This window comes from Micromonospora sp. NPDC047762 (assembly GCF_043204655.1).
Classification (GTDB): domain Bacteria; phylum Actinomycetota; class Actinomycetes; order Mycobacteriales; family Micromonosporaceae; genus Micromonospora.
Map to the genome: position 1 here is coordinate 368,898 of NZ_JBIDCQ010000001.1, position 16,474 is coordinate 385,371.

Annotated in this window: 14 protein-coding genes; 2 read left to right on the forward strand and 12 right to left on the reverse strand. The window is 71.1% G+C overall.

All coding sequences use genetic code 11. The annotated features are described in order from the left end of the window. Nucleotides 1-137: 137 nt before the first annotated feature. Nucleotides 138-332, forward strand: coding sequence for a hypothetical protein (locus ACGF3C_RS01770; RefSeq protein ID WP_091395197.1), 195 nt, complete (start codon nt 138-140; stop codon nt 330-332). A gap of 326 nt (nt 333-658) precedes the next feature. Here ACGF3C_RS01770 and ACGF3C_RS01775 read toward each other — a convergent pair whose 3' ends face one another. The 9 genes from ACGF3C_RS01775 to ACGF3C_RS01815 all read right to left on the reverse strand — a co-directional run bounded on the left by ACGF3C_RS01775 (nt 659) and on the right by ACGF3C_RS01815 (nt 13,166). Then, nucleotides 659-3,031 (reverse strand): glycoside hydrolase family 65 protein, encoded by a 2,373-nt coding sequence (locus ACGF3C_RS01775; protein ID WP_357232414.1) that lies wholly within the window; start codon nt 3,029-3,031, stop codon nt 659-661. Next, nucleotides 3,028-3,831: an HAD family hydrolase gene (locus tag ACGF3C_RS01780; RefSeq protein WP_393217785.1), complete on the reverse strand. Its 804-nt coding sequence runs from the start codon at nt 3,829-3,831 to the stop codon at nt 3,028-3,030. Before ACGF3C_RS01780 ends, ACGF3C_RS01775 begins: the two co-directional genes overlap by 4 nt. Before the next feature lie 59 nt (nt 3,832-3,890). Further along, nucleotides 3,891-4,355 (reverse strand): DUF4442 domain-containing protein, encoded by a 465-nt coding sequence (locus tag ACGF3C_RS01785; protein ID WP_357232408.1) that lies wholly within the window; start codon nt 4,353-4,355, stop codon nt 3,891-3,893. 71 nt (nt 4,356-4,426) lie between these two features. After that, nucleotides 4,427-5,725 (reverse strand): ABC transporter ATP-binding protein, encoded by a 1,299-nt coding sequence (locus ACGF3C_RS01790; protein ID WP_357232405.1) that lies wholly within the window; start codon nt 5,723-5,725, stop codon nt 4,427-4,429. Between the two features lie 126 nt (nt 5,726-5,851). Further along, entirely contained in the window at nt 5,852-8,062 is a 2,211-nt protein-coding gene (locus tag ACGF3C_RS01795) for a CDP-glycerol glycerophosphotransferase family protein (RefSeq protein ID WP_393217789.1), read from the reverse strand. A 14-nt stretch (nt 8,063-8,076) separates the two neighbouring features. Then, a complete protein-coding gene (locus ACGF3C_RS01800) occupies nt 8,077-10,152 on the reverse strand; it encodes a DUF5941 domain-containing protein (RefSeq protein WP_393217792.1) in 2,076 nt (691 codons plus the stop codon). Next, nucleotides 10,149-10,895: an ABC transporter ATP-binding protein gene (locus ACGF3C_RS01805; protein ID WP_334507643.1), complete on the reverse strand. Its 747-nt coding sequence runs from the start codon at nt 10,893-10,895 to the stop codon at nt 10,149-10,151. Before ACGF3C_RS01805 ends, ACGF3C_RS01800 begins: the two co-directional genes overlap by 4 nt. A gap of 1 nt (nt 10,896) precedes the next feature. Then, nucleotides 10,897-11,724 (reverse strand): ABC transporter permease, encoded by an 828-nt coding sequence (locus ACGF3C_RS01810; protein ID WP_112581809.1) that lies wholly within the window; start codon nt 11,722-11,724, stop codon nt 10,897-10,899. Nucleotides 11,725-11,795: 71 nt separating this feature from the next. After that, entirely contained in the window at nt 11,796-13,166 is a 1,371-nt protein-coding gene (locus ACGF3C_RS01815; protein ID WP_393217797.1) for an L-serine ammonia-lyase, read from the reverse strand. A 371-nt stretch (nt 13,167-13,537) separates the two neighbouring features. Between ACGF3C_RS01815 and ACGF3C_RS01820 the strand changes: the two genes are divergently transcribed. After that, complete coding sequence (locus ACGF3C_RS01820) at nt 13,538-13,747, forward strand: PspC domain-containing protein (protein WP_030486383.1); 210 nt, start codon at nt 13,538-13,540, stop codon at nt 13,745-13,747. Between the two features lie 123 nt (nt 13,748-13,870). Here the strand turns inward: ACGF3C_RS01820 and ACGF3C_RS01825 are convergent, their stop codons facing one another. From ACGF3C_RS01825 to ACGF3C_RS01835, 3 genes are all read right to left on the reverse strand, one after another. Further along, nucleotides 13,871-14,716, reverse strand: a complete 846-nt coding sequence (locus ACGF3C_RS01825) for a DUF4230 domain-containing protein (RefSeq protein ID WP_357221129.1) — start codon at nt 14,714-14,716, stop codon at nt 13,871-13,873. A 99-nt stretch (nt 14,717-14,815) separates the two neighbouring features. Beyond that, a complete protein-coding gene (locus ACGF3C_RS01830) occupies nt 14,816-15,979 on the reverse strand; it encodes an acyl-CoA dehydrogenase family protein (RefSeq protein WP_393217801.1) in 1,164 nt (387 codons plus the stop codon). A gap of 44 nt (nt 15,980-16,023) precedes the next feature. Further along, entirely contained in the window at nt 16,024-16,329 is a 306-nt protein-coding gene (locus tag ACGF3C_RS01835; protein WP_030329612.1) for a type II toxin-antitoxin system VapB family antitoxin, read from the reverse strand. Nucleotides 16,330-16,474: the final 145 nt, after the last annotated feature.

Sequence of the window (16,474 nt, forward strand, 5' to 3'; positions counted from 1 at the left end):
CGCACGCCGCGACGGCGTTAACCCGGGGCCGTGCGCCCGCCGCCGGGCCGCGTTTGTCGGCTGGGTCGCCGGGTACGCGACGAGCGACCGCAGACCGTGTCGGCGCAGCCGCGCCCCGACGGATCGCGAGGATCGCCATGGCCAAGCAGCAGATTTCCCGGCAGCAGCAGCTGACCGAGCGAACCCAGCGTGAACAGGACGCCGAGCGCAACCAGGACGTCGGGGACCAGGATTTCGGCGACCAGGCCGCTTCGGCCCGGCTGCCCGACGACCCGAAGGCGGCGGCGCCCCGGGACGCGATCGGGCGTCCGTCGACCGGCGAGCCGGTCTGATCGACCTGGGCCGGCACACCGGTCTGATCAACTTCGACCGGCACGCCGGTCTGATCAACCTGGGCCGGCGAGCCGGTTCGACCAACAGCGCGGGCGGGGGGGGGGGGGACACACCCCCCCCCCCCCGCACAGGTCGCGTTGTGGCCAACCCCGCAGCCGGGGCCCGCCCCGGGGCTGCTCGGGTGGCGGGCCGGGCGGCGCGGCCGGCGCCGCCACCCCGGGTTTGCACCCGGCCCCCGGCCCCGGGTGTGTGAAACCCGGGCCGGGGCGCCGCGTTCCCACCACCCGGGGGGGGGGGGGGGGGGCAAACACTCCCGCCCCGCCCGTCACTGGTCGCGTTCTGGCAACCGCAGCAGCGGGGACCGGCCCGGTGGCTGCTCGGGTGGCGGGCCGGACGGCTCGGCCGGCGGCACCGGTACCGTCACCGGCTCGTCGCAGGTCACCCGCAGCACCTGGTCGTGGTGGCGCAGCTCCACCACGTCGTCCGGGCCGCCGTGTCGCAGCGAGTACGTCGTCTGGTGCGGCCGGACATCCACCCGCAGCGACAGCCCCCGCCACTGGAGCGAGAACTCCAGCCGGCTGAGTCGGCTGGAGAGCCGGGGGGCGAAGGACAGCTCGCCGTCGTGGTCGCGTAGACCGCCGAACCCGCTGACCAGGGCGAGCCACGCGCCGGCCAACGACGCCATGTGGACGCCGTCGCGGGTGTTCTCGTTGAGGTCGTGCAGGTCCATCAACGCGGCCTCACGCAGGTAGGTGTGCGCGAGTTCGGGGTGGCCCACCTCGGCGGCGAGCACCGACTGGGTGCACGCCGACAACGACGAGTCGCGTACGGTGCGGCGCTCGTAGTAGAGGAAGTTGCGCACCTTCTCCTCGGGTGTGAAGGCGTCTCCCCGCCAGTGCATGGCGAGGACCAGGTCGGCCTGCTTCACCACCTGCTTGCGGTACAGCTCGAAGTACGGGTAGTGCAGCAGCAACGGGTACTTCTCCGCCGGTGTGTGCGTGAAGTCCCATTCCTGAAGTCGGGTGAAGCCCTCCACCTGCTGGTGGACCTCGAGCTCATCGTCGTAAGGGACGTGCATGGAGGTGGCGGCGTCGCGCCAGCTCGCGGCCTCCTCGTCGGTGACCCCGAGGTGGAACGCCTCGTCCCGGTGGCGCATGACCACGTCGGCGGCGGCGAGCAGGTTCCGCTGCGCCATCAGGTTGGTGTAGACGTTGTCGTTCTTCACTGCGGTGTACTCGTCCGGGCCGGTGACGCCATCGATGTGGAACTGCCCGTGCCGGTCGTGGTGGCCGATCGAGCGCCACAGCCGGGCGGTCTCCACCAGCAGCTCCAGCCCGATCTCCCGTTCCAGCTGGGTGTCCCCGGTGACCATCACGTAGCGGCGCACGGCGTCGGCGATGTCGGCGGCGATGTGGAAGGCCGCCGTTCCGGCCGGCCAGTACCCGGATGATTCCGGGCCGGCGATGGTGCGCCAGGGGAAGGCGGCACCCTTGAGGTTGAGCGTCTCGGCGCGCTCCCGCGCCGAATCCAGCGTGCTGTGTCGCCACTGCAACGCGCTGCGCACCGCGCTCGGCTGGGTGTACGTGAGCACCGGAAGGACGAACATCTCGGTGTCCCAGAAGGCGTGTCCGTCGTAACCGGGGCCGGTCAGCCCCTTCGCCGAGATCGGCCGCTGCTCGGCCCGCGCGCCGGCCTGCAACACGTGGAAGAGCCCGAAGCGGACCGCCTGCTGCACCTCCGGGTCGCCCTCGACCAGCACGTCGGAGGCGTCCCAGAACGCGTCGAGGTAGTTGCGCTGCTCCCGGTGCAGCCCGTCCCATCCGTCGAGTCGGGCACCGGCCAGTGCCGCGCCGACCTGGTCGCGCAACGCCGGCAGGGAGCGGCGACTCGACCAGCTGTACGTCAGATACTTGATCACCCGCAGCTTCTCGCCGGGCTGGAGCACGCAGGCGATGGTTGTCCGGACCCAGTCCTGGTAACCCTCGGACTCGATGGTGGTGTGGTCCGGGCCGTGCACCTCGTGCTCCATGGCGGCGGCGACCCGCAGACCGGAGACCTTCGTGCGGTGGATCAGCTGGCCGCCGTCGGGGGTGGTCAGCTCCTCCTCGGCCTGGAGCGGCGACTCCAGCACCGCCGCGACCCGGGGGTCCTTGCTCTGCGCGGGCAGCGATTCGTTCGCCACCAACTCGGACTGCACGATCAGCCGCAGCGGGCCGTCGACGGCCTCCACCTCGTAGCTGATGGCGGCCACGGACCGCTGGGTGAAGGAGACGAGACGGGTGCTGCGGACCTTGACCTCCCGGCCGGCGGGCGAGCGCCAGTGCAGCTCCCGGTGCAGCGTGCCGGCCCTCAGGTCGAGGATCCGCTCGTGGGCGATCAGCTCGCCGTAACGCACGTCGAGCGGTTCGTCGTCGACCAGCAGCCGGATCAGTTTGCCGTTGGTGACGTTGACGATGGTCTGCCCGGACTCGGGGAAGCCGTAGCCCGCCTCCGCGTACGGCAGTGGACGCAGCTCGTAGAACGAGTTGAGGTAGGTGCCGGGCAGGCCGTGCGGTTCGCCCTCGTCGAGGTTGCCCCGCAGGCCGACGTGCCCGTTGGAGAGCGCGAAGACCGACTCCGACTGGGCCAGCACGTCCATGTCCAGCCGGGTCTCCCGGACGTGCCACGGCTCGACCGGGTAGGCGCGCTCCCGAATCATCCGGAGCCTCGTTCGGCGGCGAGCGGGTCGGTGGCGGTGCGGTCCGGCGCCGGCGGGTTCGCGCTGTCGAGCAGGTCGGCGAGGTCGGTCACCACGATGTCGGCCCCGTGGGCCAGCAGCTCGTCGGCCTGCCCGACCCGGTCGACGCCGACCACGTAACCGAAGCCACCGGCGCGGCCGGCGGCCACCCCGGAGAGCGCGTCCTCGAAGACGGCGGCCTGCGGCGGGTCGACGCCGAGCAGCCTGGCTCCGGCGAGGAACGAGTCGGGGTGTGGTTTGCCGCGCAGCCCCTGCGTGCGGGCGACGATCCCGTCCACCCGGGCCTCCAGCAGCGGCTCCAGCCCGGCGGCGGCGACCACCTCGCCCCCGTTCGCGCTGGCGGTGACCACGGCTCGGCGGAGCCCGGCGGCGGTCGCCGCCTTCAGATACCGCACCGAGCCCGGGTAGACCTCGACGCCTGCGGTACGCAGACGGTGCAGCAGCAGGACGTTCTTGCGGTTGCCCAGGCCGTTGACGGTCTCCGCCTCCGGCGGGTCGTCCGGGCTGCCCTCGGGCAGCACGATCCCTCGGGAGGCGAGGAACGACCGCACGCCGTCGGCCCGGGGGCGGCCGTCGACGTAGCGGTTGTAGTCCGGGCCCGGGTCGAACGGTTGGAACGGTTCGCCGGAGGTCGTGGCGCGCTGGCGGAGGAACTCGTCGAACGTCTGCGTCCAGGCGGCGTTGTGTACGCGGGCGGTCTGCGTCAGCACACCGTCCAGGTCGAAGAGACAGGCGGTCACGTGAGCAGGTAGGCCCAGCACGGTACGAATCTATCCACCCTGCTGGGCGCGCAAACCCGCTTCGGCCGCCCTGAGGCGTTTCAGTTCGGTCGCAACGTCCAGATCACTGTCATCTCCGAGGTCGGTTTGCCGTCCTCGGTGGTGATCTGGACCGCGACGGGGAATTCCGGTCGTCGACCGGCGGCCAACTCCTCGGTCACCTCGGCCGCCGGCCGGCCGAGTCGCGCGGTGGCCAGCACCGGACCCATGGCGAGTTTCCGGTAGGCGATCTCGGCCCGGACGGCCAGTGGCACGGCCCGGTCGAGCAGTTGACCGAAGGCTGCCAGCACGACCGCGCCGGAGGCCGTCTCGCCGAGGGTGAACATGGCGCCGGCGTGCGGTCCGCCGATGTGGTTGTGGGTGGCCGCCGAGTCGGGCAGCCGGACGACTGCCCGCACGCCGCCCTCCGCCTCGGGTGCCACCTCGACGAACTCGATACCGAGCGTGCGAGCGAACGGCACCGCTTCCAGCATGCCGGCTGCCACCTGGCGGGAGTCGATAGTCATGGCCTGACGTTACTAACCGGTAACCAGGCCGGCAACCAGCGATTTCGCCGCCAGGGCACGGTCAGACGTCGTCAGCGCCAACCCACGTCGATCCGGTCGCCACGCTCGTCGAAGAAGTGCAGCGCGTCCATCCGTACCGAGACGGCGAGCGGGTGACCGGCGCTGACCGCCGGGTACGGCGCCAGCCGCACCGCCAGCTCCGCCGGGCGGCGGTGGTGCCGGCCCGGATCGGGGAGCACGCTGGTCTGGACGCCACTGGCCGGAGCCTCCTGCGCGTCCACCGGCTTGCCGGTGAGCCGCTGCATCACCGAGCCGAAGCGGCGTAGGCCGCGTTGGCCGACCGGCGGCGGGTCGAGCGGGGCACCCATCTCGTCGACCACGATCGCGGTCGCGCCGATGTCGAGGAACGCCAGGGACTCGTGCCCGTGGTGCTCCAGGTAGCGGATCCGCCCGCGCAGCACGTCGCCGGGGCTGTCGGGTGCGACCGGGGTGAGCGCCTCGGCCCGCATGCCGACCACGATCCGCTCACCGTGGTAGTGCGCCACCGCCCGACTGCGGATGTCGTTCCAGGGCAGGTAGAGCGACTGGTCACCGAGGTTGAGCGTGACGTACCGGTCGAGATGGACGTAGACCGACGCCTCCAGCAGGTTCATCCGTGGGCTGCCCAGGAACGCCGCGACGTAGAGCGTCGCCGGCCGGCCGTACACCTGGGTCGGTGTGCCCACGTCCTGGAGCACGCCGCGGCGCATGATCGCCACCCGGTCGGCCATGGTGAGCGCCTCGGCCTGGTCGTGCGTGACGTAGACAGTGGTGACGCCCAGCTCGCGGGTCAGGCCGGAGATCTCCGCGCGCAACTCGGCGCGCAGGCCGCTGTCCAGGTTGGACAGCGGCTCGTCCATCAGGAACAGGCCGGGCCGGCGGACGATCGCACGGCCCATCGCCACCCGCTGCCGCTGCCCGCCGGAGAGTTGACCGGGCTTGCGGGCCAGCACGTCACCAATGCCCAGCGCGCTCGCCACGTCGCTGACCCGCTCCCCCCGCGGCTCTGGCTCGACCCCGGCCAGTCGCAGCGGAAAGGCGATGTTGTCGCCGACGGTCATGTGCGGGTAGAGGGCGAAGTCCTGAAAGACCATGGCGATCCGACGGTCGCGAGGGGGGAGGTCGTTCGCCAACTCCCCGTCGAGCATCACCGCACCGGTGGTCGGCTCCTCCAGCCCGGCGATCATTCGCAGCACTGTCGACTTACCGCACCCGGAAGGCCCGAGCAGCACCAGGAATTCGCCGTCGGTCACATCGAGGTTGATGCTGTCGACGGCCAGCGTGCCATCTCGGAAAACCTTGGTCACATCCTTGAGCGTGACGGTGCTCACCGTCTTCCCCCCCAGCGCGCGTAGGCCGAACCCCCCAAGACTGTGACCAGGATCATGGGTTTGTGACATCGGGTAAACGTCTCATGTTCGATCGATGACACTGCTATTACACGACAGAAACCGCGATCAGCAGCGCGTGGACCGCTCGTCCGGCTCCCCGAGGAACACCCGCCGCACCACGCGCTCCGCCGCCCGCCCGTCGTCCAACGTGCAGAACCGGGCCCGGAAATGCTCGCGGGCCTTGGTCGCCGCGTCCGAGCGCACCCCGTCGGTACGGAACACATCGAGCAGATCGGCGAAAGTGGAGGCCACCGCGCCCGGCGGTTCGGCGGTGACGTCGAAGTAGACCCCCCGGGCCAGCCGGTACGCCTCCCAGTCCGGGGTGTAGAGCACGATCGGCCGGTCCAACACCGCATAGTCGAACATGGCCGACGAGTAGTCGGTGACCAGCACATCCGCCACCAGGTACAGATCCTCCACCCGTTGATGGCCGCTGACGTCCCGAACCCGCTCCCAGTCCCTCGGCTGGCCGGGGCGTCGATCACGGTCGTGGAAGTAGTGACTGCGCATCAGCAACCGGCCCGAGTCACCCAGCGCCTGGACGAACCGGTCCGGGTCGAACGGTGGCCGGTAGCCGGGCAGGTGCTCGCGGTGCGTCGGGGCGTACAGGACGACCTGCTCGTCGGGGTCGAGGCCGAACTCCGCGCGGAGTCGGCGCACCTCGTCCGGGCCCGCGGTGACCAGGCGGTCGTTGCGCGGGTACCCCACCTCGAGCGTGGTGTACGTGGCCGGGTACGCCCGGTCCCACATCTGGGTGGAGAAGCTGTTGGCGCTGACGCTGTAGTCCCAGCGGTCCACCCGGCGCAGCAGCCCGGCGAAGTCCATCCGGCCCGCGCCGATCGGGTGGCGCTGCTGATCAAGCCCCATCACCTTGACCGGCGTGCCGTGGTGGGTCTGCACGTGCACCTGTTCCGGTCGCTTGCGGACGAAGTCCGGAAAGTTGACGTTGTTGACCAGCCACCGGGCGCGAGCGAGCACCCGGTAGTACGCCGGCGTGCCGGCCACCACGTACTCCACCCCGGCCGGCACGGCCTCCACCCGGTCCCGGCGCACCACCCACACCCCGCGCACCCCCGGCGCCAACCGGCGGGCGACCTCGTAGATGGCCGCCGGGTTGCAGGAGTAGCCCCGGTACCAGTACGCCGCGTACACCGCGAGCGTCGGGTCGACCGGCCGCCGCAACTCGGCCCGGTAGTACTCACGCAGCAGCCCGTCCCGGGTCAGCCGGGCACCGCGCCGGGCGACCGGGCCGACCTTGCGCCGCGCGGTGCGGGCCCGCCGACGGGCGGCGTCGCGGGCCCGGCTGGCGGCCCGCAACGCGCTGAAGGTGCGCCACCGGCCGGCGGCGACAAGTTTGTGCTTGATCCCCTCGACCCCGTCCGGCACCGGATAACCGCCGGGCGGCAGCCAGCGCTCGTAGTCCGCGGTGATCTGGGCGAAGAACGCCTCCCGCAGCTCCGGGGCGATCCGCTGACCGTTGCCCAGCACGGTCAGGTAGTGCCAGATCATCCGTTCGAAGACCGCCGGCCGCAGGGCCTCCGTCGCCGGCCCCCACGAATCCATCAGGTGGAAGACCCGGTGCCACTGCGGGAACACCTCGAAGTGCCGGTCACCCCGGGTCCGGGTGATCGCGCCGGCGCGGCGCTGGCGGTAGTTGACGCAGACCCGATCGAGTACGCCGATCCGGTGCGCGGCCATCAGCACCGGGTAGCTGAAGGAGACGTCCTCGTACCAGCCGGGCGCGAAACGCAACCCCAGGTCGGTGAGGAACTCCCGCCGGACCAGCCGGTTCCACGCGGTGTGCAGCAGGTGCATCGCCTGCGGCCGGTCCCGCAACCGGAAGGTGCCCGGCCCCGGGGACTCCGGAAAAACCTCGGCCATCGCGCTGCGGGTGGCGGTGTCGTTCCAGTGGGTGCGGACGTGGTCGACCAGCAGGACGTCCGGGCGGGTCACCCGCAACCGCTCGGCGACCTCGGTCAGGCACTCCGGAGCCAGCCAGTCGTCGCCGTCGAGGAACCACACGTACTCGCCGACGGCCCGGTCCAGCCCGATGTTCCGGGCCGGACCGAGGCCGACGTTCTCCGGCAGCCGGACCGAGTGGACCCGCTGGTCGCGGGCCGCGTACTCGTCGATGATGTCGCCGCTGGCGTCCGGCGAGCAGTCGTCGACGGCGATCACCTCGATGTCGGTCTCCGGCTGACCGAGGATGGAGTCCAGGCACTCCCGCAGGTATCCCTGCACCCGGAAGGCCGGCACCACGAAGCTGATCAGAGTCATCCGGCCGCCCTCCGTCAGCGCGGCGCGGCACCTCCAGCGCCCGCCGGCGCCACCGACGCCCGCGCGCTACGGGCCGGTCGCACGAACCAGGCCAGGACGACGCTCACCACGAAAACCACGAGAAGGTACGCACCGAGTGTAGCCAGTCCGATACCCGCAATACCGGCGATCGCCGCGAGGGCCAGCAGCACCGAACGCCCCTCCCAGCCCAGCGTCGCCGCGTGCAGGGGCGGTGCCGCCTGCCGCTTCTCCAGCCGGGCGGTCAGGTCGTAGTGGTGCACGGTGAGCACGAAGACGTACCCGAAGATCAGCCAGCCGGGTGCCGCACCGACCACCCCGACCGCGATGGCGAACAGGTACTCGGCGGCCCGCAACGCCGCGGGCACCAGCCAGTCCAGCGGGCCGTTGTGCGCCGCCCCGGCCCCGAGGCCACCGATGAGCAGCACCAGCAGTGCCACCGGCACCGCCCAGCGCAGCCCGTCCGGGGCGTCGCTCAGCAGCGCCGCTACCAGAAGCACCGCCGGGCCGAGCGCGGCGATGACCGCCAGGGTCAGTGGTCCCATCGGGCGGACCACCGGCAGCCAGCGGACCAACGGGCCGTCGTCACGGTGCAGGGTGGCGTCGACCGTGTCCAGCACCGGCACCCACATCCACCGGGCCCGCAGGGTCCGCAGCGCCCCGGTGTACGCGAACGCCAGCACCCCCCAGACCAGCACCGCGATCAGGCTGACCAGTGGGTTGAACAGCGCCACGGTCAGCGCGATCAGCGCCCACCGCTCACCGATCGGGAAGACCACAGTCCGCTTCAACCAGTACGACACCGACCCGGTGTCCGCCTGCACCCGGGTCGACGCGGCGTTGAGCCGGTCGCCGATCCCGCCGCTGGCGTTCGTGGCCGTACGCGGGCGGCGGGCCGCCTCGTCGTGCAGCACCCCGTACCAGGTGTCGGTCATGTGCCGAACGGTCTGCAACGTCATCGCGGCGATAGCGAGCGCCCACCCGTTGCCAAGCCCGGCGTGGCTCACACCGAAGCCCAACCCGGCGTAGACCAGGTACTCCTTGGCCCGGTCCGCCATGGTGTCCAGCCAGCCACCCCAGGCGCTGAAGTGCCGGGTGTAGCGGGCCAGTTGGCCGTCCACGCAGTCGAGCACGAAGCCGAGGTAGAGCAGCACCGCGCCACCGACCAGCGCGGGCCGCCCACCGACCCCGAACAGCACCGCCGCGCCAAGCGCGAAGAGGACCGAGATCACCGTCACCCCGGTCGGGGTGAGCCGGAGCCGGGCCGAGAGCCGGACCAGGTACGGCGACCAGGTGCTGACGAAGTAGGTGGAGAAGAAGTCGTCCTTCTCCTTCACCGACAGCCGCAACTCGGCCCGGTCCTCGTCGACAGCGGTCACCGCCGCCTCGGCAGCGGTCAGCCCGGCCGGGTCCTCGACCCGGTGGGCGACGAGCAGGCGTACCCGCTGGGCGAAGACCAGGGTGCCGAGCGCCGTGAGGCCCGCGAAGAGCCGGTCCACGGCGGACCCGGGGCCACCGGCAGCCACGGACCCGCGGGCCCCGGCCCCGCCGGTCGCCGGCATCGGCGCCACGTCTCCGGCCGGGCCGATCGGGGCGGCGACGGGAAGCATCCCGGACGCGGCGGCCCGGGCGGCGGCCGCGAGGGTCGGCAGGTCGTCCACGCCGACCCGCAGCGCGCCGCCGAACACGCCGGTGGCGGCCCCGTCGAGGGCGTCCAACGCGCCGGCGTCGACCACCTGGCCGCGCTCCTCCCGCACCGCGGTCCGACCGGGCACCGGCGGGTCGCCGAGCACCAGCGCCACGGTGGGGCCCACCGGGCTGGTGGCCAGGTGCCGCAGTACGGCGGTGTGCGCGACCAGGTCGGTGCCGGTGATCAGCACCGGGGCGGTCGCGGTGCTGACCAGGTCGGACAACTCGTCGAGGGTGGCGGCGAAGCGCACCTGGTCCGCCCCGGCCAGGCGCAACTGGGCGGCCAGCCGGTCGGCCAGCGGCTCACCTGTCGCCGTGGTGAGGCCCGCCGTGGTGAGGCCCGCCGCGGACGTTCCGGCGGCGAGCACGATCGCGAGCGTCACCGCGGAACCGCTGCGTGGTACGCGTCGAGCGCCTCGGCGATGGTGCCGTCGAGCGTCAACCGGCCCGCGTCGAGGTACAACCCCCGACGGCAGAACCGGGTCAGGTCCTTTTCGTTGTGTGACACCAGCACCAGCGTGCGCCCCTCCCCGAGCAGACGATCAATCGTCGCGTAACACTTCTTGCGAAACTCCGCGTCCCCGACCGCGGTCACCTCGTCCATCAGCAGGATCGGGTGCGGCAGGTGCGAGATGATCGCGAAGCCCAGCCGCACCTTCATCCCCGACGAGTAGTGCCGCACCGACGTGTCGATGGCCCGTTCCACCTGCTCACCGGCGAACTCGACGATCTCGTCGAAGTGCCGCTTCAGGTAGCTCGTCGACAGTCCGTGCAGCCCACCGACCAGGTGCAGGTTCTCCCGCCCGGTCAGGTCGTTGGAGAAGCCGGCGGACAACTCCAGCAACGGCGCCACCGCGCCGTGCACCCGGATGTCGCCCTCGTCCGGGATGAGCACCCCGGCGATCAGCCGCAGCAGGGTGCTCTTGCCGGTGCCGTTGCGCCCGATCACCCCGACGGTCTCGCCGGGCTGCACTGTGAACGACACGTCCCGCAACGGCCAGAACTGGCCGGGCAGCGCGCCTCGGGCGCCCCGGTGGATGAACAACTCCCGCAGGCGGAGCTGACGGCGACGGTTGCGGACGAACCGGATGCCCAGACCGTCGGCCTCGATGATCGGCGCGGCCACCTCAGAGCTCCTTGAGCACGGCGGGCTCCAACCGGCGGAACGACCACCAACCGGCGGCCAGCACCAGAAGGCTTCCGACGATCGTGGTGGCGAGCAGCCGGGCGTCCGGGAACTCGTCCGGGTACCAGATCGCGTGGTGCAGCTGGAAGATCCCGACCAGCGGGTTCAGCTCGTACACCACCTTCAGCCAGCCGGGCAGCCCGGACTCCCGGACCAGGCTGAGCGGATAGATGATCGGCGTGGCGTAGAAGAGCACCCGGATGATCAGCCGCATCAGCCGTTCCACGTCGCGCATCAGCACGTTCCACGCGGACAGGAGCAGGGCGAGCCCGGTCAGCAGGACGGCCTGGACGGCTACCGCCAGCGGCAGGGAGAGCAGCGACCAACCCGGGTGGATCCGGCCGTGCACCGCGTAGATCACCGCGATGGCGATCAGGATCGGCAGGCCGGCCGCGTACTCGGCGAACCGGCCGGTTACCCGGCCGATCGGAAACACCTGACGCGGCACGTTCATCGTGGTGATCAGCCGGGACTGGCCGGTCAGCGCGTTCGTCGCCTCACTCAGCGCCGAACTGGTCCACATCCAGGCGAAGATGCCGGTGATAAGGAACAACGGGTACGACCCGGCCGCCTCACCGAGGTGCCGACCGGTGTCCCGGGAGTAGAGCACCCCGAAGACGAACCAGTAGATGGCGCCCATGCCGAGCGGCTCGATCAACGACCAGAAGTAGCCCAGCACCGACTGCTGGTACTTGACCGCGAGATCCCGCCTGACCAGGATGCGCAGCGAGTTGCGGTGCGACCACAACGCCGCGACGCCAGAGGTCACCGCAGCCTCCCGCCTCCTGAAACGGACGACAGGTTAGCAGTCGGTGAACGATTGCCCCGAATCGACCGGACTCAGCACTCGATCACGTTGACGGCCAAACCGCCACGCGCCGTCTCCTTGTACTTGACCTTCATGTCGGCGCCGGTCTCCCGCATGGTCTTGATGACCTTGTCCAGCGACACCTTGTGCACCCCGTCGCCGCGCAACGCCAACCGGGCGGCCGTGATCGCCTTGATGCTAGCCACCGCGTTCCGCTCGATGCAGGGGATCTGCACCAGGCCACCCACCGGGTCACAGGTCAACCCGAGGTTGTGCTCCATCCCGATCTCGGCCGCGTTCTCCACCTGCTCCGGGGTGCCACCGAGCGCCTCGGCCAGCCCCGCCGCCGCCATCGAGCACGCCGAACCGACCTCACCCTGACAGCCCACCTCGGCGCCCGAGATCGAGGCGTTCTCCTTGAACAGCACACCGATCGCGCCCGCCGTCAGCAGGAACCGCACCACACCCTCGTCATCGGCGTCCGGCACGAACCGGGTGTAGTAGTGCAGCACCGCCGGAATGATCCCGGCCGCGCCGTTGGTCGGCGCGGTGACCACCCGGCCACCAGCGGCGTTCTCCTCGTTGACCGCCAGCGCGAACAGGGTCACCCAGTCCATCACGTGCAGCGGGTCGGCCGACCCGGCCTCCGCCTCCAGGCCACGCCGCAGCTCCGCCGCGCGCCGCCGGACCTTCAACCCCCCAGGGAGTACGCCGTCGCGTTCGCAGCCGCTGCGCACGCACTCCTGCATCACCCGCCAGATCTCCAGCAGACCGGCCCGGATGTCCGCCTCGCTACGCCAGGAACGCTCGTTGGCGAGCATCACCTCGCTGATCGACAGCCCGGTGCGGGTGGTGACGTCGAGGAGTTGCGCCCCGGTCAGGAAGGGGTACCGCACCACGGTGCTGTCCGGCTTGATCCGGTCCGCCCCGGCAGCCGCCTCGTCCACCACGAACCCGCCACCCACCGAGTAGTAGGTGCGGCTGCGCAGCTCGGCGCCGGCCCGGTCGTACGCCGCGAAGGTCATGCCGTTCGGGTGGTACGGCAACGACCGGCGGCGGTGCAGCGTCAGATCCCGATCCGGGTCGAAGTCGATCTCGTGCGCGTCGAGGATGTTGATCCGCCGCTCGGCCCGGATCCGCTCCACCCGAGGACCGACGGTGTCCGTGTCGACGGTCTCCGGCGACTCGCCGGCCAACCCGAGCAGCACCGCAGGACCGCTGCCGTGGCCGTGCCCGGTGGCACCCAGCGAGCCGAACAGCTCGGCCTGCACCCGCGCCGTGTCGCTGAGCAGTCCGTCGGCCTTCAGCCCTCCGACGAACGTCCGCGCGGCCCGCATCGGCCCCACGGTGTGTGAGCTGGACGGCCCGATACCGACGCTGAAGAGGTCGAAAACACTGATCATGGCTGCGCTTCCTCGCCGTCGTCCCGGCGTACGGGACCCGGCCGGGTCGTGACCGCCGGTCTGGCGGCCCCGCTCGTGACCGTCCGGGGTATGGGTGCCGGCCTCCCGGGGTGTGGAAGGCCGATCAGCCAGCCTACCTGCCCAGCTCACCCGCCACCCGGTCCGGGACGTGAACACCCGACCACCGTCTCCCGCCCCGCCGCGCCTGGCCGCGGCGGGCGGCTCGGGGAGGCGTCAGCGAGGGGTTGCCCGGGTAAAGCACCTACGGGTCCACGGGTCGCCGCTCCTCCTCGGGACCGAGGGCGAGGTGGCCATCCCTTTCTACCGTGGATTGCAGACGCGGCGCACCGCCGCAGAGTGGGAGTACGACGATGAGTCGCAAACTGGTTCGGCCCCGCGAGGGGCGCATGATCGCTGGTGTCTGCGCTGGTCTCGGGCGGCGGTTCGGTATGTCGGCCGGAATGGTCCGGCTGCTGTTCCTGCTGTCGCTGCTGCTGCCCGGCACGCAGGTGATCGTCTACCTGATCCTGTGGGTGCTGATGCCGAACGAGGACCGCTACCTCGCGTCCACCGGACACTGATCCGCCCGGCACCCCCACGGGATCGGCCGCCAGCCCTCCCGGGCCGTGAGCCAGGGGGACACCACGCAGAAGCGCCCGCTCCGACGGAGGTCGGGGCGGGCGCTTCTGCGTACGGAGGGCAGGTCAGGGGGCGATGTAGGTGACAGTGATCTGCTGGTAGCCGAGGGAGCGGAGCAGCCCCTCCAGCATCTTGCGGGTGTTCTCCTCGGCCCGGGCCGAGAGCCCGCTGTCCCGGGCGGCGGCGGTGATCCGGTCCTCGGCGAGCTTGTAGACCTGCTGCTGCCGGTTGGGGTCGTTGCCGACCAGGTCACCGAGTCGGTTGAGCAGACCGCGCTGCTCGGCGAAGACGTAGCTCTTCTCCATGTCGAGGTTGGTCTCACCGAGTTGCGGCGCGGGCAGTTTGATCTCGACGGACTTGCCGTCGGCGGACTGGACGACGGCGCCCTCACCGATCTTCGTGAAGTCGACGTACGCCTCGACACTGCCGGCCCCGACGAACAGGGTGCGCTCGTTGAGCAGGAAGTCCGGAACGTTGCGCCTGTCGTTCTGCGTGTCGACCACGACCTGGAAGTTGCCCTCCGCGGCCACGTAGCGGCTGAGGTCCTGGATCGACTTCAGCAGCGGTGGCTGACTGCGGTCGGTCTGCTCCTTGGCGAACGGGTTGCGGAACTCCGGCAGAATGCCGGTCGCCTGGATGCCGAGCAGCACGACCACGGCCAGCGCGGCGGCGCCGAGCAGCAGGAGCAGACCGCGGGCCGCCCCACCGCCACCGCCACCGCCGGGGCCATCGCCACCGCTCGTCGGGCCACCGGGACCTCCAGGCCCACCGGGACCGGCCGGCTCGCCGGGGTCACCCGGCGTATCCGTGGTCCACCCGGGTGTCGCGGTCGACCGCGCCTTGAGATCGTCACCGGTCGGGTAACCGGGGAACTCTCTCGTGGGCTCGTTGCTGCCAGCGTCGCGGGCCATCACGCTCACCGTCCTCGTCAGACACGTCGTCTGTCAATGACGGTACGGCCCCGATACGACAGTCGCGCGGCGAGCGCCAGGAAGTGACAAACGAGCAGGTCAGGCGAACGCGGAGAGCCCGGTCAGCCGCTGCCCGATGACCAGTTGGTGGATCTCGGAGGTGCCCTCGTAGGTCAGCACGCTCTCCAGGTTGTTGGCGTGCCGCATCACCGGGTACTCGCCCGAGACACCGTTGGCGCCGAGGATGGTGCGGCACTGCCGGGCGATGGCCAGCGCCTCCCGCACGTTGTTCAGCTTGCCCACGCTGACCTGCTCGGGCCGCAGTCGCCGGGCGTCGGCGAGCCGGCCCAGGTGCAGCGCGAGCAGTTGCCCCTTCACCAACTCGACGGCCATGTCGGCGAGCTTCGCCTGGGTGAGTTGGAAGCCGGCCAGGGGGCGACCGAACTGGGTGCGGGTGGTCGCGTACGCCAGTGTGGTTTCGAGGCAGTCGCGGGCCGCGCCCACCGCGCCCCAGACGATGCCGTAGCGGGCCTCGGTGAGGCAGCTCAGCGGCGCCTTGAGCCCGACCGCCTCGGGTAGTTGGGCGTCGGCCGGGAGCCGGATGTCGTCGAGCACGATCTCGCCGGTCACCGACGCGCGCAGCGACATCTTGCGGCGGATCTCGCGGGCCGTGACGCCGGGGGTGTCCATGGGTACGGCGAAACCCCGTACGCCCTCGTCGGTGCGCGCCCAGATCACCGCGACGTCCGCGATCGGGGCGTTGGTGATCCACATCTTCCCGCCGGTGAGCACCCAGTCGTCGCCGTCACGGCGGGCCCGGGTGGCCATCGAGGCGGGGTCGGAGCCGTGATCCGGCTCGGTCAGGCCGAAGCAGCCGATCGCCTCACCGGTGGCCATCGACGGCAGCCACCGTTGCTTCTGCTCCTCGCTGCCGTAGCGCCAGATGGCGTACATGGCGAGCGATCCCTGCACGGAGACCAGGGAGCGGAGGCCGGAGTCGCCGGCTTCCAACTCCTGGCAGGCCAGACCGTAGGCGACAGCGGAGGCGCCGGCGCAGCCGTAGCCGGTCAGGTGCATGCCGAGCAGGCCGAGCTTGCCGAACTCACGGGCCAGGTCCCGGGCGGGCACCCGGCCGTCCTCGTACCAGTCGGCGACGTGGGGTCGCACCCGGTCGTCGACGAGTTGGCGGACGACGTCGCGGATCTGCCGCTCCTCCTCGCTGAGCGACGGGTCCAGGTCGAGCAGATCCAGCGCAGCGGTCATGGACGCCACCCTAACGAAGGCTCAGCGCGGGAAAGAAGGGCTCGTCACTCGATGGGCTCGGAGAGCACCAGCACCCGCGCGTGGATCTGGTTGCGCTGCTGGAGGGCTGCGCGCAGCGCCCGGTGCAGCCCGTCCTCCAGGTAGAGCCCGCCGTTCCACTGCACGACGTGCGGGAAGAGGTCACCGTAGAAGGTCGAATCCTCGGCGAGGAGTTTGTCCAGCGCCAGCTCGCGCTTGGTGGTGATCATCTGATCCAGGCGCAGTGGCCTCGGCGGGATCTCCGCCCACTGCTTGAGCGTCAGATTGTGCTCCGGATAGGGACGCCCGTCCCGGACCGCTCTGAAGATCACGACGGCACGCTCCCCTCCCCGTGGCCGGGCCGACCGACGGCGCCGAGCCGGGCCGCGGCGGGCACCGCGCGGCGCGGCACCGATGACCGTGCCAGCCTAGCCGCCCAGCGCACGCTACGTTCTGCTCCCTGATGTCAGTTTCGCT

What these genes read in the sequence shown, in the direction of transcription:
- ACGF3C_RS01775 (WP_357232414.1), bottom strand. Translation starts at nt 3,031, where the DNA reads ATGATTCGGGAGCGCGCCTACCCGGTCGAGCCGTGGCACGTCCGGGAG.
- ACGF3C_RS01820 (WP_030486383.1), top strand. Translation starts at nt 13,538, where the DNA reads ATGAGTCGCAAACTGGTTCGGCCCCGCGAGGGGCGCATGATCGCTGGT.
- ACGF3C_RS01815 (WP_393217797.1), bottom strand. Translation starts at nt 13,166, where the DNA reads ATGATCAGTGTTTTCGACCTCTTCAGCGTCGGTATCGGGCCGTCCAGC.
- ACGF3C_RS01830 (WP_393217801.1), bottom strand. Translation starts at nt 15,979, where the DNA reads ATGACCGCTGCGCTGGATCTGCTCGACCTGGACCCGTCGCTCAGCGAG.
- ACGF3C_RS01795 (WP_393217789.1), bottom strand. Translation starts at nt 8,062, where the DNA reads ATGACTCTGATCAGCTTCGTGGTGCCGGCCTTCCGGGTGCAGGGATAC.
- ACGF3C_RS01825 (WP_357221129.1), bottom strand. Translation starts at nt 14,716, where the DNA reads ATGGCCCGCGACGCTGGCAGCAACGAGCCCACGAGAGAGTTCCCCGGT.
- ACGF3C_RS01770 (WP_091395197.1), top strand. Translation starts at nt 138, where the DNA reads ATGGCCAAGCAGCAGATTTCCCGGCAGCAGCAGCTGACCGAGCGAACC.
- ACGF3C_RS01785 (WP_357232408.1), bottom strand. Translation starts at nt 4,355, where the DNA reads ATGACTATCGACTCCCGCCAGGTGGCAGCCGGCATGCTGGAAGCGGTG.